The 20,392-nt window shown below is 70.4% G+C and carries 20 protein-coding genes; 7 read left to right on the forward strand and 13 right to left on the reverse strand.

Annotated elements, in window-relative coordinates; all coding sequences use genetic code 11:
* The first annotated feature begins 2 nt into the window (after positions 1 to 2).
* Positions 3 to 413, forward strand: coding sequence for a hypothetical protein (locus tag VB738_RS02985; RefSeq protein ID WP_323304314.1), 411 nt, complete (start codon positions 3 to 5; stop codon positions 411 to 413).
* Positions 413 to 2,194 (forward strand): penicillin-binding protein 2, encoded by a 1,782-nt coding sequence (mrdA, locus tag VB738_RS02990; RefSeq protein WP_323304315.1) that lies wholly within the window; start codon positions 413 to 415, stop codon positions 2,192 to 2,194. Before VB738_RS02985 ends, mrdA begins: the two co-directional genes overlap by 1 nt.
* A gap of 6 nt (positions 2,195 to 2,200) precedes the next feature.
* On the opposite strand, the gene VB738_RS02995 is transcribed toward mrdA, so the two are convergent.
* The 4 genes from VB738_RS02995 to VB738_RS03010 form a co-directional block, all read right to left on the reverse strand.
* Positions 2,201 to 3,337 carry a glycosyltransferase family 1 protein gene (locus tag VB738_RS02995; RefSeq protein WP_323304316.1) on the reverse strand — a complete coding sequence of 379 codons (1,137 nt, stop codon included), beginning with the start codon at positions 3,335 to 3,337 and terminating at the stop codon, positions 2,201 to 2,203.
* Between the two features lie 10 nt (positions 3,338 to 3,347).
* Positions 3,348 to 4,544, reverse strand: a complete 1,197-nt coding sequence (locus tag VB738_RS03000; protein WP_323304317.1) for an NAD-dependent epimerase/dehydratase family protein — start codon at positions 4,542 to 4,544, stop codon at positions 3,348 to 3,350.
* 68 nt (positions 4,545 to 4,612) lie between these two features.
* Positions 4,613 to 4,777 (reverse strand): photosystem II assembly protein Psb34, encoded by a 165-nt coding sequence (psb34, locus tag VB738_RS03005; RefSeq protein ID WP_323304318.1) that lies wholly within the window; start codon positions 4,775 to 4,777, stop codon positions 4,613 to 4,615.
* 57 nt (positions 4,778 to 4,834) lie between these two features.
* Positions 4,835 to 5,656 (reverse strand): thiazole synthase, encoded by an 822-nt coding sequence (locus VB738_RS03010; RefSeq protein ID WP_416233141.1) that lies wholly within the window; start codon positions 5,654 to 5,656, stop codon positions 4,835 to 4,837.
* Positions 5,657 to 5,722: 66 nt separating this feature from the next.
* On the opposite strand from VB738_RS03010, the gene VB738_RS03015 reads away from it, so the two are divergent.
* On the forward strand, positions 5,723 to 6,310 hold the full coding sequence (locus VB738_RS03015) for a hypothetical protein (protein WP_323304319.1): 588 nt from the start codon (positions 5,723 to 5,725) through the stop codon (positions 6,308 to 6,310).
* A gap of 18 nt (positions 6,311 to 6,328) precedes the next feature.
* On the opposite strand, the gene VB738_RS03020 is transcribed toward VB738_RS03015, so the two are convergent.
* From VB738_RS03020 to rpmI, 3 genes are all read right to left on the reverse strand, one after another.
* Positions 6,329 to 6,892, reverse strand: a complete 564-nt coding sequence (locus VB738_RS03020) for a tetratricopeptide repeat protein (RefSeq protein ID WP_323304320.1) — start codon at positions 6,890 to 6,892, stop codon at positions 6,329 to 6,331.
* 37 nt (positions 6,893 to 6,929) lie between these two features.
* Positions 6,930 to 7,277, reverse strand: coding sequence for a 50S ribosomal protein L20 (rplT, locus tag VB738_RS03025; protein WP_323304321.1), 348 nt, complete (start codon positions 7,275 to 7,277; stop codon positions 6,930 to 6,932).
* A 74-nt stretch (positions 7,278 to 7,351) separates the two neighbouring features.
* Positions 7,352 to 7,552, reverse strand: a complete 201-nt coding sequence (gene rpmI, locus VB738_RS03030; protein WP_015109851.1) for a 50S ribosomal protein L35 — start codon at positions 7,550 to 7,552, stop codon at positions 7,352 to 7,354.
* Positions 7,553 to 7,623: 71 nt separating this feature from the next.
* On the opposite strand from rpmI, the gene VB738_RS03035 reads away from it, so the two are divergent.
* Genes VB738_RS03035 through VB738_RS03045 form a run of 3 tightly spaced genes read left to right on the forward strand, consistent with a single transcriptional unit; the run spans position 7,624 to position 11,650 of the window.
* Positions 7,624 to 9,213, forward strand: a complete 1,590-nt coding sequence (locus VB738_RS03035) for a SpoIID/LytB domain-containing protein (RefSeq protein WP_323304322.1) — start codon at positions 7,624 to 7,626, stop codon at positions 9,211 to 9,213.
* Positions 9,214 to 9,238: 25 nt separating this feature from the next.
* On the forward strand, positions 9,239 to 10,633 hold the full coding sequence (locus VB738_RS03040; protein WP_323304323.1) for a glycosyltransferase family 2 protein: 1,395 nt from the start codon (positions 9,239 to 9,241) through the stop codon (positions 10,631 to 10,633).
* Between the two features lie 12 nt (positions 10,634 to 10,645).
* Positions 10,646 to 11,650, forward strand: coding sequence for a glycosyltransferase family 2 protein (locus tag VB738_RS03045; RefSeq protein ID WP_323304324.1), 1,005 nt, complete (start codon positions 10,646 to 10,648; stop codon positions 11,648 to 11,650).
* A 20-nt stretch (positions 11,651 to 11,670) separates the two neighbouring features.
* Here VB738_RS03045 and VB738_RS03050 read toward each other — a convergent pair whose 3' ends face one another.
* Together VB738_RS03050 and VB738_RS03055 are read right to left on the reverse strand one after the other, a co-directional pair.
* A complete protein-coding gene (locus VB738_RS03050; protein WP_323304325.1) occupies positions 11,671 to 13,551 on the reverse strand; it encodes a DNA polymerase III subunit gamma/tau in 1,881 nt (626 codons plus the stop codon).
* 65 nt (positions 13,552 to 13,616) lie between these two features.
* Positions 13,617 to 14,555, reverse strand: a complete 939-nt coding sequence (locus VB738_RS03055; protein ID WP_323304326.1) for a hypothetical protein — start codon at positions 14,553 to 14,555, stop codon at positions 13,617 to 13,619.
* Between the two features lie 337 nt (positions 14,556 to 14,892).
* On the opposite strand from VB738_RS03055, the gene VB738_RS03060 reads away from it, so the two are divergent.
* Entirely contained in the window at positions 14,893 to 15,471 is a 579-nt protein-coding gene (locus tag VB738_RS03060) for a hypothetical protein (protein ID WP_323304327.1), read from the forward strand.
* Here VB738_RS03060 and VB738_RS03065 read toward each other — a convergent pair.
* From VB738_RS03065 to tig, 4 genes are all read right to left on the reverse strand, one after another.
* Complete coding sequence (locus VB738_RS03065) at positions 15,462 to 16,193, reverse strand: lecithin retinol acyltransferase family protein (RefSeq protein WP_323304328.1); 732 nt, start codon at positions 16,191 to 16,193, stop codon at positions 15,462 to 15,464. The two genes, VB738_RS03060 and VB738_RS03065, sit on opposite strands and share 10 nt — an antisense overlap.
* A gap of 362 nt (positions 16,194 to 16,555) precedes the next feature.
* Positions 16,556 to 17,929: an ATP-dependent protease ATP-binding subunit ClpX gene (gene clpX, locus VB738_RS03070; protein ID WP_015109845.1), complete on the reverse strand. Its 1,374-nt coding sequence runs from the start codon at positions 17,927 to 17,929 to the stop codon at positions 16,556 to 16,558.
* A gap of 143 nt (positions 17,930 to 18,072) precedes the next feature.
* Complete coding sequence (clpP, locus tag VB738_RS03075; protein WP_323304404.1) at positions 18,073 to 18,714, reverse strand: ATP-dependent Clp endopeptidase proteolytic subunit ClpP; 642 nt, start codon at positions 18,712 to 18,714, stop codon at positions 18,073 to 18,075.
* A gap of 141 nt (positions 18,715 to 18,855) precedes the next feature.
* Positions 18,856 to 20,319 carry a trigger factor gene (gene tig, locus VB738_RS03080; protein WP_323304329.1) on the reverse strand — a complete coding sequence of 488 codons (1,464 nt, stop codon included), beginning with the start codon at positions 20,317 to 20,319 and terminating at the stop codon, positions 18,856 to 18,858.
* Positions 20,320 to 20,392: the final 73 nt, after the last annotated feature.

The following is a 20,392-nucleotide window of genomic DNA, read 5'->3' on the forward strand; positions in this document are numbered from 1 at the left end:
TCATGGCTGCCGATCCCCTCGATTCCCTGCGCCTGGCCCTGATGCAGGACGTGCTGCCGGTGGGACTGGCGGTGGTGGAGCGGGTCCGCAAGGGCGGGCCGGCCGAGGTGCTGGCCGCCTTTGACGGCACCAGTGCCGATCCCCTCGGCCAGCTGCGCCAGGAGGGGGAGCCCGCGGCCAGCCAGGTGAGGGAGAACCTCGACCGCTTCCAGCCCGGCCTGGGCAACCCCGTGATGAAGGTGGAGGTGCGCGACGTCGGCGTCGAAGCGGGCCCCGTCGGGCCGGGCCCCGGGGCCACCCCACCCCCCTGGGATGCCGCCCCGCCGCCCAGTCCGGCGGATCCGGCCGAGCTGCTGGCGGCCCTGGAGCGCATCGAGGCCCGGCTGGCCCTGCTCCAGAGCCGACTGGGCTGATGGTGCGCGCTGCCGGCGCCGGGCTCGGGGCCTCCTCCACCCGCCACACAGGGACCGGCCACCAGGCGGCCCTGCTGCTCACGTTCATGCTGCTGGTGCTGGCGGCGATCCTGGGGCGCCTCGCCTGGCTTCAGCTGCTGCACGGGGCTGAGAACCGGGCCATGGCCGACGAGAACCGGATCCGCCTGCTGCCGCGCAATCCGGTGCGCGGCCGCCTGTTGGATCGCAAGGGCCGGGTCCTGGCCACCAACCGGCTCACCTACAACCTCTACCTCCAGCCCCTCCAGGTCGACGACCGCCGCTGGCCCGGGCTGCGCGACCGGCTCGCCGGCCTGTTGGGGATCCCCGCCGACCGGCTCGAGGCCAAGCGTCGGAGCGGCGCCAATGCCCAGGGCTTCCGGATCCCCCTGGCCCTCTCGCTGACGCCGGTGCAGGTGCTGCGCTTCCGGGAGCAGGCCGGATCCCTTCAGGGGGCGGAGGTGTCCGAGGACGTGCTGCGCGCCTATCCCGACGGCAGCCTGGGGGCCCACGTGATGGGCTACACGAGCAGCATCACCGAGGAGGAGTACGCCGCCCTCAAGGACCACGGCTACCGCATCAGCGATCGCATCGGCCGCAGCGGGCTGGAGAAGGTCTACGAAACCCACCTGCGTGGTGAGTGGGGCGGCCAGCAGCTGGAGGTGAATGCCGAAGGCCAGGTGCAGCGGGTGCTGGGGGACAAGCCCGCCAAGGCCGGCAAGGATCTGCGCCTCACCCTTGACCTCGACCTGCAGCGGGCGGCGGAGAAGGCCCTCGACGGGGTGCGCAAGGGGGCGATCGTGGCGATGGATCCCCGCACCGGCGCCGTGCGGGCGATGGCCAGCCGGCCCAACTTCGATCCCAACATCTTCTCCGACGGCCCCACCACCGCCCAGTGGAACAGCCTCAACCGGCCTGAGGCGCCGATGCTGAATCGGGCCTTCCAGGGCTTCCCACCGGCCAGCACCTTCAAGGTCATCACCACGATCGCCGGCATCGAGTCCGGCAAGCTCAACGAGAACTCCACCGTGCCGACGGTGGGCTCCTTCTGTTACTACGGCCAGTGCTACGCCGACCACGGCTCCTTCGGCAGCATCGGCTTCCCCTTCGCCCTCGGGGTGAGCAGCAACAGCTTCTTCTACAAGGTGGGGCTGATGGTCGGCCCCGATGAGATGTTCAAAGCCGCCCGGCGCATGGGTTTCGGCCGCCGCACCGGCAGCGAGCTGTCCGCCGAGGAATCCCCGGGCCTGCTGGGGGATCCGGCCTGGAAGAAGGAGGTGCTGGGTGAACCCTGGACCCCGGTCGACACGATCACCTCCTCGATCGGCCAGGGGGCGGTGACGGTGACGCCGATCCAGATGGCCCGCCTCTACGCCGCCGTGGCCAACGGTGGCTGGCTGGTGACGCCCCACCTGGTGGAGCGCGACTACCCGCGCCAATGGATCGGGCTGAAGCCGGCCACCCTGCGGGTGCTGCATGCCGGCCTGCGCCAGGCGGTCACCAGCGGCACGGCCACCATCCTCAACGACCCCAGCCTGCCGCCCGTGGCCGGCAAGACCGGCACCGCCGAGGATCCGCCCCGCCCCGACCACGCCTGGTTCGGCGGCTACGCCCCGGCCACCGGCACCCCCACCCTGGTGATCGTCGCCTTCGGCGAGAACTCCGGCGGTTACGGCGGCACCGTGGCCGCACCGATGGTCAAGGCCCTGATGACGGTCTGGTTCCGGGGCGTCAAGCCGCCGGTGGCGGTCCGGCCGGGCTGAGGGCCCTCAGGCGACCTGGGGCAGACGGCCCTGCTGGAGCACCTGGCGGTAGTAGCCCTGCAGCTGGGCGGTGGCACCGGCCCAGCCCCAGCGCTCGGCCTCCTCGCGGGCGGCCAGGCGCAGCTGGCGGCGAGCCGCCGGATCCCCCAGCAGCCGCTGCACGGCTGTGGTCAGGCTGGCGGGCTGGTCAGGGTCGTAGAGGCAGCCGTTGACGCCGTCGCTGACGATGTCGGGGATGCCGCCCCGGTTGGCCCCCACCACCGGGCAGCCGGCGGCCATCGCCTCCAGCAGCACCAGACCGAGGGTTTCGGTGCTGGAGGGGAACAGGAAGGCGTCGCCGCTGGCGTAGGCCGAGGCCAGCTCCTGGCCGGCCAGGTAGCCCACGAAGGTGGTGGCGGTGCCGTCGAAATGGCGCTCCAGCTGCTGGCGGTGGGGACCGTCCCCCACCAGGGCCAGCCGGGCCTGGGGCATGGCTTCGAGAACGGGCCGGATCCGCTCGATCTGCTTCTCCGCCGAGAGCCGGCCGATGTAGAGCAGCAGGTGGCCGGTATCGGCGTGGCCGCCGTGGAGTCGCTCACGCATGGTCCCGGAGGCCAGCTCGGGGCGGAACAGGTCGGTGTCCACGCCGCGCTGCCACAGGGCCGTGTGCTGGATGCCCCGGGCCGCCAGCTCCTCGACCATGGCGGTGGAGGTGCAGAGGTTGAGCTGGGCCTGGTTGTGGGCGGCCTTGAGCAGTTCCCACAGCAGGGGCTCCAGCATCCCCATGCCGTAGTGCTCCAGGTACTTGGGCAGATGGGTGTGGTAGCTGGCCACCAGCGGCAGCCCTCGGCTGCGGGCCAGCCAGATGCCCCCCAGGCCCAGCACGGCCGGATTGACCACATGGACCAGATCGGGGCCGAAGCGGTCAAGGGCTTCCGAGACCGCTGGCCGGGGCAGGGCGAGCTTCAGCTCGGGATAGAGCGGCAACGGCATGGCGGGCACCCCCACCACCCGGGCCCCCATGTAGCCATCGGGGGCGCCCTCGGGGCAGAAGATCAGCACCTCGTCGCCGGCGGCCACCAACTGCTGCACCGTCTTGGTGAGCCGCGTGACGATGCCGTCGACCTTCGGCAGGAAGGTTTCGGTGAAAAAGGCGATCTTCACGGGGGGGAGATCAGGCGAAGGCCTTGATCGCTTCGGCCTGGCGCTGGGTCCAGGCGGAGAGGCAGGGGATCTTGGAGCGGTCGCAGCGGTCGGCCCAGCGGCGGGCCACGTCCACCACCTCGGCCAGCAGGCCGTCATCGAGGGTGGTGGGCTTGAGGCCCAGCTCGATGAAGCAGCGGTTGTCGACGATCAGATCGTTCTCGATCGCCTCCTTGCGGGGGTTGGGCAGGTAGTTGATCTCGGCGTCGGTGAGGGCCGCCACCTTGCGCGCCAGTTCGCCCACCTGGTGGCTCTCGGTCATCTGGTTGAAGATCTTCACCTTCTCGCCGGGCTCGGGGGGGTGCTCCAGGGCCAGCTGGACGCAGCGCACCGAATCGCGGATGTGGATGAAGGCACGGGTCTGGCCGCCGGTGCCGTGGACCGTGAGCGGGTAGCCGATCGCCGCCTGCATCAGGAAGCGGTTGAGCACGGTGCCGTAGTCGCCGTCGTAGTCGAAGCGGTTGGTGAGCCGGGGATCCCGCTGGGTGAGCTCGGTGTTGGTGCCCCAGACGATGCCCTGGTGCAGGTCGGTGACCCGGATCGCGTCGTTCTTGTTGTAGTAGAAGAACAGCAGCTGATCCAGCGTCTTGGTCATGTGGTAAACGCTGCCGGGATCCGTGGGGTGCAGGATCTTTTCGGTGAAGCAGGTGCCGTCAGGCTGGGGCACTTCCACCGTCAGGTAGCCCTCCGGGATCGTGGCGCCGCGGTGGGACCCGTAGCCGTAGACGCCCATGGTGCCGAGGTGCACGATGTGGACATCGAGGCCGCTGTCGACGATGGCCGCCAGCAGGTTGTGGGTGCCGTTGACGTTGTTGTCGACGGTGTAGCGCTTGGTGGCGCTGCTCTTCATCGAGTAGGGGGCGGCCCGTTGCTCGGCGAAGTGGACGATCGCCGCCGGACGCTCGCTGCGCAGCAGCTCCAGCAGCCGGTCGTACTCCCGGGCGATGTCCAGGTGCACGAAGCTCATGGCGCGGCCACCGACCTGCTCCCAGGCCCGCAGCCGGTCCTGGATCGTGGCGATGGGCGTCAGGGACTCGACGCCCAGGTCGATGTCGATCTTGCGTCGACTCAGGTTGTCGACGATGACGACGTCATGTCCGGCCTCCGCCAGGTTCACGGCACAGGGCCAACCACAGAAGCCGTCGCCGCCGAGAACGAGAACCTTCACCCCAGACTCCTGAACGAGCAGTTGCTCAGACGGGCAAGCTACTACAGGCCTCAGAGGCCCCACCGGCCTCAGCTGATGCGGGCCGCCACCGCCACCAGGACGGCCACCAGCACCAGGCCGCCGATCAGCAGCATCCGGTTGGCGCCGCTGGTCTCCCCCTCCTCCTGGAGCACCATGCGGGGCTCCTTGGCGAAGGCGTTGAGCTTGCCGCCGTCTTCTTCCGTGACCTGCATGACTGGGGATCGGTTTGCGGCAAACCCTATGGAGCGGGCCGGCGATCGGCCCGATCGTCAATGGTTCGTCACACGGCCTTCGATCGGAGAACTGGCCCGGGCTTCGGCCCGCTGCGGCAGCCGGCCCGCCAGCAGGGCCGTGCGACCGGCTTCGGTGGCCAGGGCCATCGCCCGTGCCATGGCCGGCGGATCGCCCGCCAGGGCGATGGCGCTGTTGATCAGCAGGGCGTCGGCGCCCATCTCCATGGCCTGGGCGGCCTCGCTGGGCACCCCGAGACCCGCATCCACCACCACCGGCACGCGGGCGTTCTCGATGATCAGGCCGATGTTGGCGGCGTTGCGGATGCCCTGGCCCGAACCGATCGGCGACCCCAGCGGCATCACCGTGGCGCAGCCGGCCTCCTCCAGCCGCTTGGCCAGCAGGGGATCGGCGTTGATGTAGGGCAGCACGGCGAAGCCCTCCTTCACCAGCTGCTCGGCGGCCTCGAGGGTGCCGAAGGGATCCGGGAGCAGGTGGCGGGAGTCGGGGATCACCTCCAGCTTCACGAAATTGTTGTCCTCCTGGCCCGCCAGGCGCGCCAGCTCCCGGCCCAGCCGGGCCACCCGCACCGCCTCCTCGGCGGTGGCGCAGCCGGCCGTGTTGGGCAGCATCCAGATCCGGCCCCAGTCGATCGCCTCCATCAGGCCGCCGTGGCCGGGGGCGCCGCTCTGCACCCGCCGCACCGCCACGGTGACGATCTCGCAGCCGCTGGCCTCCAGGCTGGCCTGCATGGCCTCCAGGCTCGGGTACTTGCCGGTGCCGGTCATCAGACGGCTGCGGAAGCGGCGGCCGGCGATCACCAGATCGTCGCGGGAGGTCAGGGGGGCGATGGCGGTCACGGTCGGGGGCCTGCGGCGGACGGGCGCATCCCGATTAGTCTGCCTTCTGCCACTGAGATCCACGCCATGCCGGTGCCCCTGGCCGCCGTGCCCCTGCTGCTCGCCGCCAGCCCGGTCTTCGCCGCCAGCCCGGTGCTTGCCGCCAGCCCCCTGCCGGCCGATGGCTTCGTGCCCTTCACCCGCCCCGAGATCCAGGCCCTTGACCAGGACGGGGGCACCAACGGCGAAGTGGAGACCTTCGATCCGATCGCCCGGGCCCGGCTGATCGCCGAGCAGATGCCCCGTCGTTGGAGCGGCCGCTATCAGTCCTTCAGCGGCGGCCCCGCCGTGCCGGTCCAGCTGAGGATCGACGGGGCCACCCCGATCGGCCAGATGGTGGACCTGCGCGGAGCGATGGCCATCGGCGGGGTCGAATCCCCGGTGCAGGGCAACCTCAACGCCAAGTCCGACCAGCTCGACCTGCTGGTGCTGGGGGACCCCCTTGGTGGCGCCCTGGAGCCCGGTGGCGCCTTTCAGAGCGTGCAGGGCCTGTCGCTCAGCGGCTGGCGGGCGCCCCGGCTCACCACCCCCGGGGGGCGGCTGCAGCTGGTCCCGGAACGAACCGCCCAGGCCCCCGCCGCCGCACAGCCCGCCCCGGTGCGCGGCCTCTGGTGAGCCTGGCCGGGCTGGGTCTCAGGAGGCCTTGCCGCTCTCGCCAGCCTGGCGGCCGCTGCGCCGTTCCAGGATCGAGAGCCGCTTGAGGGCCGTCCTGTTGGTGGCCTCCAGCTGCAGCACCTTCTCGTAGAGGCTGCGGGCCTCGTCGGCCTTCGACTGCTTTTCGAGGGCGAAGGCGAGGTTGTTCAGGGCCACCGGGTAGTCGGCCTTGGCCCGCAGGGCGGCCCGGTAGTGGCGAACGGCGGCGCTGTAGTTGTTCTGGGCCGCCAGGGTGAAGCCGAGGGCGTTCTCCATCAGGGCCCGCGCCTCGGCAGGGGCGTTCTCGGCGTCAGCCAGCTTGAGGGCCTGCTTGAGGTTGCCCTGGGCCTCGACATAGAGCCGCTTGCGCAGCTGCACCGAGGCAAGCTCGTAGAGGGTGGAGGCATCCCTGGAGCCTCCACTGTCCTTGTCGTTGCCTCCGAGGCGGGCCAGGGCGAGTTCATCGCGCCGCACCCGCAGGATCTGGCGGCCGACCACGACGGCCGCCACACCCAGCAGGGCGATCAGGCCGAGCAGGTAGGCCTGGGGCAGCAGATCGGTCATCGGGGCCGGCCGGACGGACGGGGCTGGGTGGACGGCGTCAGTGGGCTGCCGTGGTGGCCACGGCGGTGAAGCTGGCGGGATCGGCCACGGCCAGCTGGGCGAGCATCTTGCGGTTCAGGCGCACGTCGGCCCGCTTGAGGCCGCCGATCAGCTTGCTGTAGCTGAGGCCGTTCATGCGGGCGGCGGCGTTGATGCGGGCGATCCACAGCCGACGGAAGTCACGCTTGCGGCGGCGACGGTCGCGGTAGGCGTTGCAGAGGGCCTTCATGACCCGCTGGTTGGCGGTGCGGAACAGGCTGCCGTTGCTCCCCTGGAAGCCGCGGGCGAGACGAAGGATCTTGTTGCGGCGTTTGCGGGCGACGTTGCCCCTCTTGACGCGGGCCATGGGAGGTGAGCTTGGGGTGGAAAACGGGTTGGAAAAACAGGAAGGCCGAGGCTCCGGAAGGAGCCAGGTCGGACTCAGCCGGCGTAGGGCAGCATCCGGGCCACGTTGTCGTGGTCGCGATCGTCAACCACCGCCATCGTCCCCAGGTAGCGCTTGCGCTTGGGGCTCTTGTGATCGAGCAGGTGGTTGAGGAAGGCACGCCGGCGCATGAATTTGCCGGTGCCGGTGGCCTTGAACCGCTTGGCGGCCGCTTTGCGGGTCTTGAGCTTCGGCATCTCGGTAGGCGCAGGCACAAACAAGCACACTACGACGCGGGTGAACCCTCCTCCAACCCCCCGCCCCCTCGATGCCCCTGCGTCCCCGCGTCCTGCCCCGGCTGCTGCTGGCCGCGGCCCTGCTGTTCCCGGCCGGCTGCCGGGCCGAGCAGGGGCCGCCCGCCCTGTCGCCGCCACCCCCTCCGGACGCCCCGTCCTCCGGACAGACCAGCCTGATGCACTGGCCGGTGGCCCGGCCCGAGCCGGTCACGGCGGCCCGTCCGGTGCTGGCGGTGGCCCTGGCCGCCCGCCTGGGTCCGGCGCCGAGCGAGGCCCCCGCGGCCCCGCCCCTGCGCCTGCGCGGCAACGGCGGCCTGCTCACCCTGATCGATGCCAGCGGCCAGCGCTTTCAGGCACCCTCCCTGGTGCTGCACTGGCGTCGGGAGCTGTTGCCCGGGCCCGTGACGCTGCGGCGCCGGGTGCTGGGTCCGTTCGCCAGTTTCGAGAGCGCCGAGCAGGCGGCCGGGATCTGGCGTTCGATGGGGGTGGCGGCCGTGATCGCCCGGCCCCGCGACTGGGAGGTGTGGGCTCCGGCCGGCGCACCCGACCCCGCCGCGCTGCCCGAGGGGCTGCGGCTGCAGAGCCTCGAGCGGACGGTCAGCGAACGGGTCGGCCTGGAGCTGCGCCGGGCCCAGGGGGTGGTGCCCCTGGCCGGGCCGATCCGGATCGAGGCCCCCGGTGGTCTGCTCTGGGACCGGGGGGTCTACGCCGGCCCCTTCCAGCTGCTGAGCGACGCCCATGGCGGCTGGAGCCTGGTGGAGCAGGTCCCCCTGGAGCGCTACCTGGAGGGGGTGGTGCCCCATGAGATCGGGGCCGGGGTGCCGGCGGCGGCCCTCGAGGCCCAGGCCGTGCTGGCCCGCACCTGGGCGGTGCGCAACCAGCACCGCTTCGCGGCGGATGGTTACCACCTCTGCGCCGACACCCAGTGCCAGGTGTACAGCGACCCGCGCCAGGCCGGCGCTGCCGTGCGCCAGGCCATCGCCGCCACCCGGCTGGCCGTGCTGATGGGTGCCGATGGGCCGATCCACGCCGTGTACCACGCCAGCAACGGCGGCATCAGCGCCGCCTTCCAGGAGGCCTGGAATGGGCCACCGGTCCCCTATCTCAACGCCTTCCCCGACGGCCCGGCCCCCTTCCAGACCCGCTTCCCGGTGCCCCTGGCCGCCGCGGCCCTGCCGACGCTGCTCCGGGATGGCCAGGCGGCCTGGGGGGCCGACCATCCCGTCTTCCGCTGGCAGCGACGGCTCACGGCCGCCCAGGTCGCCGCCGCCCTCGGGCCGGAGCGGGGGGTGGGGAGGCCCACCGCCCTGAAGGTGCTGGCCAGGGGGCCCAGCGGCCGGGTGCTGGCCCTCGAGGTGCAGGGGACGAAGGGCCGCACGGTGCTGCGGCTGGATGCGATCCGCCGCACTCTCCGCTCCCTGCCCAGCACCCTGTTCACCCTGCGGCCGGAGGGTGAGGGCGCCTGGCAGCTGGCCGGCGGCGGCTTCGGCCACGGGGCGGGGCTCTCCCAGGCGGGTGCGATCGACCTGGCCGGTCGCGGCTGGGGTGCCCGGCGAATCCTGGCGCACTACTACCCGGGCACCTCCCTCCAGCCCCTGGGTGCCGGCGCCGATTCCCCCTAGAGTCTCCGCCTGCATGAGGTTCACCATGGCTGCCGGCGGCAGTGACAGCGATCGCCGCCGTGCCAAGGCGGCCCTGTTCCTCGCCTGCTGCGGCCTGGTGGGGATCGCCCCCCACTGGCTGCCCCCGGGCCGCAGCCTTGTGCCGGCCCTCACCCTCGCGACCCTGCTCGGGGGTTACAGCCTGCGGACCGTTCTGCTGCAGGCTTTCCGCCGCCGCCCCAGCGAGGCGCCCGCAGCGGCGGCCCCCGCGGGGGCCTGTCCGGCCGTCGATGTGGTGGTCGCCGCCCGCGACGAGCAGGCGGTGATCGCCCGGCTGGTGGAGCGCATCGCCGCCCTGCGCTGGCCCGAGGGCCAGCTGGCCCTGTGGGTGGTCGATGACGGCAGCGACGACCGCACACCCGAGCTGCTGGCCGAGCTCCAGGGACGGCATCCCTTCCTGCGGGTGCTGCGCCGGCCCAGGGATGCGGGTGGCGGCAAGTCCGGGGCCCTGAATCTGGTGCTGCAGCAACTGGGCGGCCGTTGGATGCTCGTGCTCGACGCGGATGCCGATCTGCAGCCGGATGTGCTGGAGCGCCTCGTTCCCTGGGCGGAGGCCGGCGGCTGGGCGGCGGTGCAGTTGCGCAAGGCGGTGGTCAATGCCCAGACCAACCTGCTCACCGCCGCCCAGGCGATGGAGATGGCCTTCGACGCCATGATCCAGGAGGGGCGTCTGGCCAACGGCGGGGTGGCCGAACTGCGGGGCAACGGCCAGCTGCTCTCGCGGGAGGCCCTCCTGAAGGTCGGGGGCTTCAACGAGGACACGGTGACGGACGATCTCGACCTGAGCTTCCGTCTGCTGCTGGAGGGCCTGCCGATCGGCGTGCTCTGGGATCCCCCGGTGCAGGAGGAGGCGGTGCTGACCCTGCCGGCCCTCTGGCGCCAGCGCCAGCGCTGGGCCGAGGGTGGCCTGCAGCGCTTCTTCGACTACGGCTCCGGCCTGGTCTCCGACCGGCTCGGGTTCAGCCAGAAACTCGATCTCACCTGCTTCTTCCTGCTGCAGTACGTGCTGCCCGTGGTGGCCAGCGCCGACCTGATCGGCACCCTGCTCACCCGCACGGCCCCCACCATGTGGCCGTTCTCGATCGTGGCCCTGGCCCTCTCGGGCATGGCGATCGCCACCGGCTGCCGCCGGCCGTCGGAGGGCCCCCCCCTGCCGGAGATGAACCCCTTCAGCGCCGGTCTGGGCATCGTCTACCTGGTCCACTGGTTCCTGGTGATCCCCTGGGTGACCCTGAAGATGGCCCTGCTGCCCAAGAAGCTGGTCTGGGTCAAGACGCTGCATCTCGGCCAGGACCATGGCGATCCGCTGCTCGCGGCCGATCCCGGCGAGGGGCCGATGGAGTCCGACCCCGAGCTCGCCTCGGAAGCCAGCCATGTCTGAGGGCTCGTCGCCGTGAGCAGCGGTCCGCGGCGCGGTGACACCGAAGCGGCCCCAGCCCCATCGACACGGGCCCCGCTGGTGTCCGTCATCATCCCCAGCTACAACGCGATTCGCTTCATCGAGGACACGATCGCTTCCGTCTATGCGCAGGCGCATCGGCCCCTGGAGGTGATCGTCGTTGACGACGGCTCGACGGACGGTTCCTGGGACCTGCTGGAGCGGCTTCAGGCCACGGAGTTTCCTGACCTGATCCTCCTTTGTCATCCGGGCCGTGAGAATCGGGGCGAGACAATCGCCAGGGCCCTGGCGCTGGGCAGGGCGTCAGGGCAGTTCATCGCGATCCTCGATTCCGACGACCTCTTTCGGCCCGGGAAGCTGGACCTTCAGCTGCAGGCCCTTGGCCAGCACCCTGATGTCGTGCTTTGCCATACGGCGGTCGAGGTGGTGGGGGACCTGAGTCGGTCCAGCTATTTCCAGTCCCACTTCAACAACAATCCGGCCGGGCCCTATCGCTTCTCCCAGCTCTCCGAGTATCTGATCAGGAACAGGATCTGCAATTCCTCCGTGCTCGTCAGGGCAGCGGACCTGCGGTCGGTGTCCTGGGCGACGAACATCGTGCTGGGTTTCGGTGATTGGGTGTGCTGGGCTCTGCTGGCTCAGCGGGGGCGCTTTCTGTACCTTGATCAGCCCCTCACCGGCTACCGCGTCCACCCCGATTCCAAGACCACCGCGTTCGCCAAGCACAAGCTGCGACGTCTGTTCGCCCTGCTGGAATTCAAGCTGGCCGTTCTGGCCAGACTTGAGCAGCCCGTGCTGGCGGCCAGGGTGTTTCTGTCGCTCTGCGAGACGATCCGGTTGATGCTCGTTGAGTATCTCTGGGATCCGGCCGGGCACGTCTACGGCAACCCGCCGATCACCATCAACCCTGTCGTACGCCTTCTGCTGCTCATCGGCAAGGTCTCCCGCTGGGCCGGCGGCCTCCCACGCGTTCTCAGGGGCGGGCGGACAGCACCCTGAGGTCCTGCGGCCGTTGGCTGTCAGTTCAGGTCGGCATCGCCGTTGAGGCCGCTGATCACCTCACCGTTGAAGAACTCGGCCAGACGACTGGCCTGGGCATCAATCGCCGCCGGTATCGCCCCCGCGGCCGCCCTGGGTTCGTCGGGGCCTTCTCCAGCCTGCGGCGCAGCCGGAGGCCGAGGTTGGCGATCAGCTGCAGGGGGGCTGGCAATGGGGGCCCGGGCCGCGGAGACCCCGGCGGCCTCAGGCCTGGCGGCGGCGGTCGTCGTGGGCGGTGGGCTGGCCAGGGCCGGGGCCGGGGCCGCCTGGGCGCTGGCCGTCCGGGCGGCTGGGGCGTCGCCCCCCGCCTCCAGGGTCAGCTGGCGCGGACTGCCCAGGGCACTGGCCACCGCTTTCTCCAGCAGGGGCAGGCGGCTCTGAACCATGGCCATCCAGGTCCCGGCCACCCGCACCACCGCCCGACGCTCATCCAGCCGCAGCAGCTGGGCCTGCTGGGAGAGCAGCATCCGGGTGGAGGGGAGTTCCAGCCCGGCCAGGATCTGCTGCCACAGTTCGGCCAGATCCTCGCCGGAGGGCCCCTGTCGCTCAGGGGCGGTCGCCGGATCCGCTGGGAGAGCGGCGGGCACGGTCCCGGCCGGTGCCGCCGGGGTCGTTGCCGGGGCCATGGCTGGGGTCGGTGCCAGCGGGGCCGGCGGTGGTGGGGCCGCAGCGGCCCCCGCGGGCTCCGGGCTGCGGCTGACACGCTGGCCTTCGACCGGTTGTTGCGGCCCCGCCGGGGCGGCGGCGGGTGCGGCGGCCACGGTGGCCGGCTCGGCGAGCAGGCCCAGCAGCAGCACCTCCAGCCATAAGCGCGGCTGCACGCTGTGGCGCAGCTGCTGTTCGCTGCCCTTGAGCTGGGACTGCCAACGCAGCAGGCGGGCCTTGCCGATCCGACGCGCCACCTCCGGCAGCCGTGGCCGCAACTCGGGCGTCACGCTCGTGAGCTCCAGCCGGTCGGGCGCCACCCCCGCCAGCAGCAGATCCCGCAGCAGGCTGACCAGCCCCTGCAGCACGGCGGCCGGTTCCCTCCCCCGGTCCAGCAGTTCGCGGCAGCCCTCCACCACCTGGAGGGGATCCGCCGCCGCCATGGCCTCGGCCAGCTGCAGCAGTTCCACCTCCGGCACCGCCCCCAGCAGGTCCCACACCGCGTCAGCGGCGATCGGCGCCGGCAGCAGGCTGAGCTGGTCGAGCAGGCTCTCGGCGTCCCGCAGGCCCCCCTGGGAGCGCTGGGCCACCAGGTGCAGGGCCTCCGGAGTGATGCCGATGGACTCCTCAGCGGCGATCCACTGCAGGTGCCCCACCAGGGCCTCCAGGGGGATGCGCCGGAAATCGAAGCGCTGGCAGCGGCTCAGGATGGTGGGCAGTACCCGCTGGGGATCGGTGGTGGCTAGCACGAAGACCACCCGCGGCGGCGGTTCCTCCAGGGTCTTGAGCAGGGCGTTGAAGGCGGCGGTGGAGAGCATGTGGCACTCGTCCACCACGTACACCTTCCAGCGCGCCTGGACCGGGGCGAAGCGGGAGCGTTCGATCAGCTCCCGGATGTTGTCGACGCCGGTGTTGGAGGCGGCATCGATCTCGATCACATCGAGGGCGTTGCCGGCGGCGATGTCGAGGCACAGCTGGCAGCGGCCGCAGGGCTCCGGGGTCGGTCCCGGGCTGGCCAGACAGTTGAGCGAGCGGGCCAGGATCCTGGCGCTGGAGGTCTTGCCCGTGCCGCGGGGTCCGCTGAACAGGTAGGCCGGGGCGATGCGGTTCTGAAGCAGGGCCTGGCTGAGGGTGTCGGCCACCGCCTTCTGGCCCACCAGCTGGTCGAAGCGCTGGGGCCGGTACTTGTGATGAAGGGGCTCGTAGGCCTGGACCATGCACCCTGCCCTGACCGGACAGGGAGCCTAAGGCGGACCGCCTTCGGGTGGATCAGCGGGGCGGTTCAGCGGTAGGTGGCGTGGATGTGCTCCTGGATCGGGGGATGGCGGTCGTACTGATGGAGGATCGCCGGGACCCGGCCATCCACCTCCACGAGCCCGTCGGCATTCACCCGCAGGTGCTCCCCTGCCGCCTGGGCGACGGTGGCGACGAAGCCGTTCCACGGCACCGTTTGGAACGGAAAGCCGTCGAGTAGAAGCATCTTGATGTGAAAGGCCTGATCCCAGACCGGCAGGGTGTCGAGACACTTGTCCTGCATCACACGGATGGTTTCCTGGCAGAAGGCGTCGAGATACTCACGCATGGACCCGATGGTGCCGATCGAAACGCCCGAGCAGACGGAGACCTTGTCGGCCAGCTGATGGAAGATTTCCTCGCCGTAGGCCGCTTTGATCCAGACCGCATTCGAGTGACAGTCCTTCACCTTGAGGATCTCGTCACCCGTGTAGCGACCGGAGCTCACATGGGCAAACGGGTCGGATTGAAAGATCACATCGCGCACATCGGCCAGCAGGACAGAGGCGATGGCCCTGTCGCCGCGCTCAGCCAGCAGATCGCGCGCGGCGAAATACCGGCGCAGGCAGACATGGACGTTGAGCATGCTGAGGCCGAGAACGGACGACCTGTTGTGGCGGATGATCGGCCGCAGGCCGAGCTTGCTCTTGAGCAGCAGCAGGGCGATGAGCTTGGCCTTCTTCAGGCGTTGCCACGGCTGGCTGGCTGCTCCCTTCGCTGCAGGCGTGCGGGATCGCTTCCTTTCGGGGATCAGGAAGAAGCTCAGATTGGGATAGCGCTCCTTCAGGTTGCCGTAGCGCGCCGCGTCGGATGGCGTGGTGATGATCGTCACGTCGGCTTCCTGGCAGGCCCGGTGCGCTGACTCCAGAAAGGGGATCAACTGGACGGGGTGATAACCGAAGGACGAGGTGATGATGAGATTCTTCACGCATCCGTATGGATGATTCTTGATCGATTCTACAGCGTATTCGGAATGGGGTCGCCTCCATATCGGCATGCGCACTCTGGTGGCAGCCGTGCTGCTGCGGGAGGTGATGTGATTGGCTGCGTCAGACATGGCCAATGGAGTCGGGTCGACCCTGTAGGCTGGCGGCGCCAGATTCCCGACGGTCTCTTTCCCGGTGGCGATCATTTCCCTGGAAAAGAAGTTCATCTTCATCTCCAACGGCAAGACAGGAACAACATCGATCGAAGATCAGTTGGGCCCGTACGGTGATGTGGATGGGCTCAATACTGGCCTGCCGGGCCTCTGGGCCAACAAACACATGCCTCCGGCGGTCTTGCGCTCCCTGCTGCCCCGGGATGTCTGGGAGTCCTGCTTCAAGTTCGTCTTCGTGCGCCATCCCCTCGACTGGTTCACCTCCCAGTGCGTCTACAACCTGGCGCCGCGGTGCGGCCCGCCCGGGGCGGGGGTGCCTCCGGGGCGGGCCCGGTCGGTGCTGCAGCGGCTTGCGGGCCGGCGGGTCGATCGGGCTTCCGCCCCTTCCCCTGCCCAGCCGCCTCCATCCGTCGCCCCCGGGGCCAGGAGGCGCTTCACGGTGGAGGACGTCAACCTTCTCCACGGCCATCTGTACCGGTATCGGGGGCTGGCGATGACCCCGACCCTGCTGCAGACCTCCTACGTCTGCAGTCCCGACGGTGAGGTGCTCGTCGACTTCATCGGCCGCTTCGAAACCCTCGCGGCTGATTTCGAGCGCGTCAGCCTCCGACTGGGCTGTCAGCTGACCCTGCCGCACCTGAACGCCACCGTTCACCTGCCGCCCGGTGAAGCCTTCGAGCCCGAGGCCGAAGCGCGGGTGAGGCAACTCTGGGCGGCGGATTTCGCAACGCTGGGTTACGACTGATCCGTTCCCTGGAGGGGTGGCCCTGGCTCCAGCAGCCTCTGCAGCCTGTCCTCCATCTCCTCCACCGCGGCCAGCTGGTCGGCCAGATTCTGCCCCGCTAGCCGCAGCCGCTCAAAGGGGTCGCTGCCCGTGGTGAGGGTGCCGTCCCCCTCGCCCCAGCGCCGTTCGGCCCGGGCCAGCTCCTCTTCCAGGCGCGCCTGCAGCCGCTGGCGCAGGCCATCGAGCTGTTCCAGGCTGCGCCGCGCCAGCTCCCGGCCCCGGGCCAGTTGCTCGGGGTCGAGGCCGGTGGCCAGGGTCTCGGCGAGGGACTGGCCCTGGCGCAGCAGCACCCGCGCCCCGGTGAGCAGGGCCGCCGGCACGAACTGGCCCAGGGCCAGGGCGCCGAGGCTGCCGGTGTGAAGCCAGTCCTCCACCTGGGCGCTGCGATGCCGTCCGGTCTTGCACCAGTGGGCGAAATGCTCGCAGTTGTTGAACAGCAGGTTGTAGCGCTGTTCCCCGATGCGGCCCATGGCTCGCCGCAGGGTGACTCCCACCGGCGAGCAGGCCCCCTCCGGGTAGCTCACGGCGCTGATGGGTTCCCCGCGGCTGAAGTCCTGCAGGGGGCTGCGCAGGATTTCCCTGCCCTCCAGGTAGTGGGCCACGGTGCCGTCCCCCAGGTCGATGCCGTGGTGCAGGAACAGGCCGTGCTGGCGTGGGGCCTGCAGATGATCGGCGGCGGCCAAGGAGCGGAGCGGAGCGAGGGGCGTCCACTCAGCATCGCGTCACTGGCGCGGCCGGGGATTCCCTCCGGGAGTGGGGATAGCCGCTCGCCAGGGTGTCGCTTCCCCCGGTGCCTCACGGCCCCTGCCGGTTCCCCGGAGACGCTTCGGGAGATGGAGCAGGGGGCCGCGCCAGTCGAGCAGGCGGGCGAGGCCGCGGCCTGAGTTCGGCCAGGGCCTCGAGAACCGGATCGCCCGGCGCACGTTCGCCGTCAGCCGCTTCGTGCTCTGGTGCTTCGCCTGATCCACCAGCCGGGCGAAGGCGTGCTGATCGTCAGCGACAGAATCGAGACCAGCGCCATGTCGGCGTCGAGCGCGGCCTCGGGTCAGGCCGTGGCCTGTTCACCCCGGTGGCCGTCGAGGTCGGCGGCGGCACTGATCGGCAGCACCTTGGCCTTGCTGCGCTGCTCCACCAGCTCCCGGGTGATGGTGAAGGTCTGCACGTCGCGGCGGGAGGGCAGGTCGTACATGACGTCGAGCATCAGCTCCTCGACGATGCCCCGCAGGGCCCGGGCGCCGGTCTTGCGGCGGTGGGCTTCGGCGGCGATCGCCTCGACGGCGCCCGGTTCGAACTCGAGCCGCACGTTGTCCATGCTCAGCAGCGTCTGGAACTGCTTCACCAGGGCGTCCCGCGGTTCGGTGAGGATCGCTTCGAGGGCGCTGGTGTCGAGAGGTTCGAGCACTGCGCTCACCGGCAGCCGGCCGATGAACTCGGGAATCAGGCCATAGCGCACCAGATCCTCCGGTTCGAGGTGGCGCATCACCTCGCTGGAGTGCTTCTCCTTGCCAGAGCGCACGCGGCTGCGACCATCGGCCGGCAGGAAGCCGATCGCGTTGCGGCCCATCCGCTTCTGGACCAGGTCCTCCAGTCCCACGAAGGCGCCGCCACAGATGAACAGCACCTGGCTGGTGTCGATCTGGATGCAGTCCTGGTAGGGGTGCTTGCGTCCGCCCTGGGGGGGCACGTTGGCCACGGTGCCCTCCAGCATCTTCAGCAGGGCCTGCTGCACCCCCTCACCGGAGACGTCACGGGTGATCGATGGGTTCTCGCTCTTGCGGGCGATCTTGTCGATCTCGTCGATGTAGATGATGCCCCGCTGGGCCTGCTCGACGTCCAGATCCGCCTTCTGGAGCAGGCGCAGCAGGATGTTCTCCACGTCCTCGCCCACGTAGCCCGCCTCGGTGAGCGTGGTGGCATCCGCCACCGCGAAGGGCACATCGAGCATCTCCGCCAGCGACTGGGCCAGGAGGGTCTTGCCGCAGCCGGTGGGGCCGATCAGCAGGATGTTCGACTTGTGCAGGCGGGTGGCCGTCTGGTCCGTCTCGCCCTTGCCGTCCCCCTGCCAGGCCAGCCGCTTGTAGTGGTTGTAGACGGCCACGGCCAGCACCTTCTTGGCTTCCTCCTGGCCCACCACCTGCTGGTCGAGGAAGCTCTTGATCTCCTGGGGCCTGGGGATGGTGGCGAGGGTGGGCGCCGGCCGGGCCGATTTCTTGGCCGGGGCCTTGCGGCCCCCATCGGCCATGGGCCGGCCCGGGGGGCCATGGCCGTGGTGCTCGACCAGTTCCTCGTCGAGGATCTCGTTGCAGAGATCGATGCACTCGTCGCAGATGTAGACGCCAGGCCCGGCGATCAGCTTGCGCACCTGTTCCTGGGACTTGCCGCAGAAGGAGCACTTCAGATGGGCGTCGAACTTGGCCATCGGCAAGGAGGCGGCGGGAGCGGCGGTGGTCGCCCTGGGTATGGCGGCAGGATGGACCTGCCTCCAGGATCGACCCCAGCCGCCGATTTGTCAGTCGTTCCTGAAGTTCGGAGCGGTGATCGGTGACGTCCTGGCCAGGGGCGCTAAGGGACGACGGGGGCTGGGGCGTCATCGACCACCCGGTCGATGAGTCCGTATTCAACCGCCTCCGCAGGGGAAAGGAAGTAGTCCCTGTCCGTATCTTCAGCGATCTTGTCCAGGGGCTGGCCGGTGTGCTCGGCCATCAGCCCGTTGAGCGTGTCCTTCAGGAACAGGATCTCCCGGGCCTGGATCTCGATGTCCACCGCCTGTCCCTGGGCGCCCCCCAGGGGCTGGTGGATCATGATCCGGGCATTGGGGAGGGCCATCCGTTTGCCGGGTGCCCCGCCGGTGAGCAGGAAGGCCCCCATGCTGGCGGCCAGCCCGTAGCAGATGGTGACCACGTCCGGCGCCACCTGCTGCATGGTGTCGTAGATGGCCAGGCCGGAGGTCACCGAGCCGCCCGGGGAGTTGATGTAGATCTGGATGTCCTTCTCGGGGTCCTCGGCCTCCAGGAACAGCAGCTGGGCCACCAGGGAATCGGCGACCTGGTCGTCGATTCCGGTGCCGAGGAAGATGATCCGCTCCCGCAGCAGACGGGAATAGATGTCGAAGGCCCGGTCGCCGCGGCCCGACTGCTCCACCACGGTGGGCAGGACCCCCGGAGCGGCGGTGGGGCCCGGAGCGGCCATCGCGTTCCAGGGCATCGGCCCCTGCCAACGGTTGTTCACGGGGTGGGGCCGTGTCCCCGCCGGGCCCGCCAGGGCGGCGGGCAGCCAGTCGGGGATCAGGGGCGGTCGGGCGTCGATCACGCGGTTTCGCTGGCGGACGGGGGGAGTGGCTTCAATCTATGGCTGGGCGTCCTCCTCCCGGGCCTCGGCGCCTGTGGCTCCCTTCTTCGCCTTGGCGGCCTTGGCGGGTTTGGGCGACGCTTCACCGGTGGCCTCAGGGACGCCCTCCGCCGGGGCCTCCTCCGCGTCCGGGGCCTTGTCGGTGATGGTGCTGTTGGCCTCGAGCCACTCCAGCAGCTTCTCCTTCAGCAGGTCCTCGGCCACCGCCAGCCGCAGCCGCTCCGGGTCGATGGCGGCGCTGTCGCTCAGGCCCTTGCGGATCTCGGCCAGCCGGGCCTCCAGGTCGGCGGCGGCCACCTCGATCGCCTCGGCCGCGGCCAGGGCCTTGAGCGCCAGGCTGCGCCGAAGCCGCTGCTCGGCTTCGGGGCGGGAGGTGTCCATGAGGCTGCGCACCAGATCGGGGGTGAACAGCTTCTTGACGTCCATGCCCTGCTGGGAGATCTGACCGGCGGTCTGCTCGATCAGGTTGCGCACCTCCTGCTGGATCAGGGTCTCGGGCAGCTCCACCTCCAGCTCCTCCACCAGGACCGTCAGCAGGGCCTCATGGCGGTTGGCGCGATGGCGGCGCTCGGCGTCCTCCCGCAGGCGGGTCTCCAGGTCGGCGCGGAGCTCGGCCAGGGTCGGCTTGTCGCTGGCCTGCTGGGCGAAGGCGTCGTCGAGGGCGGGCAGTTCCCGGGCTTTCAGTTCCAGCAGGGTGATGGCGAACAGGGCCTCCCGGCCCGCCGCCTGCTCCTGGGGGTAGCTGTCGGGGAAGCGGCAGGAGACGTCGCGGCTGTCCCCGACGGCCATGCCGATGATGCCGGCCACGAAGCCGGGGATCATGCGGCCCTCCTCCAGCTCCACCTCCATGCCTTCGCTGCTGCCGCCTTCGATGGCCTCGCCGGTGTCGACGAAGGTGCCGCGGAAGGCGATCTGGGCCACATCGCCCTCAGCGGCGGGCCGGTCCTCCACCGGCACCAGGGTGGCCAGCTGGCGGCGCGACTGCTCGATCAGTTCGTCGACCCTGGCCGGATCAAAAGGCACGGGCTCCGCCTCGGCCTTGAAGCCCTTGGTGCTGCGCAGGGTCGGGGTGGGCTCCACGTCCATCTCCAGGGTGATGGTGAGCTCCTCCCCCGGGGTGAAGCGCTCCAGGACCCGCTCGAAGGCTTCATTCAGTTCGGGCCGGCCGATGGCCTCGATGGCCTCCTGCTGCATCGCCTCGCGCACGACCGCATCGACCAGGTCCTCGAGGGCGGTGGCGCGGATCCGCAGCGGTCCGATCTGCTGCAGCAGCACCGGCCGGGGCACCCGTCCCTTGCGGAAGCCGGGCAGCTTGACGCTGCGGCTCAGCTTCTCGAGGGCGGCCTCGTAGCTCTTCTGGCTGCGCCCCGCAGGCACGGCGACCTCCACCGCCAGACGGCTTCCGGGGCGCGGGGAGGTGGTCACCCGGAGGTTGGCTTCGGTGCTGGCGGCAGGACTCATGAAACGGGGCTCGCTTCGGGCAGCCCCCCATCCTAGAAACTGGCCGTTCCGGGCCTCCGCCACGTATTGTGCG

The organism is Cyanobium gracile UHCC 0139 (assembly GCF_034931325.1).
GTDB lineage: Bacteria > Cyanobacteriota > Cyanobacteriia > PCC-6307 > Cyanobiaceae > Cyanobium > Cyanobium gracile_B.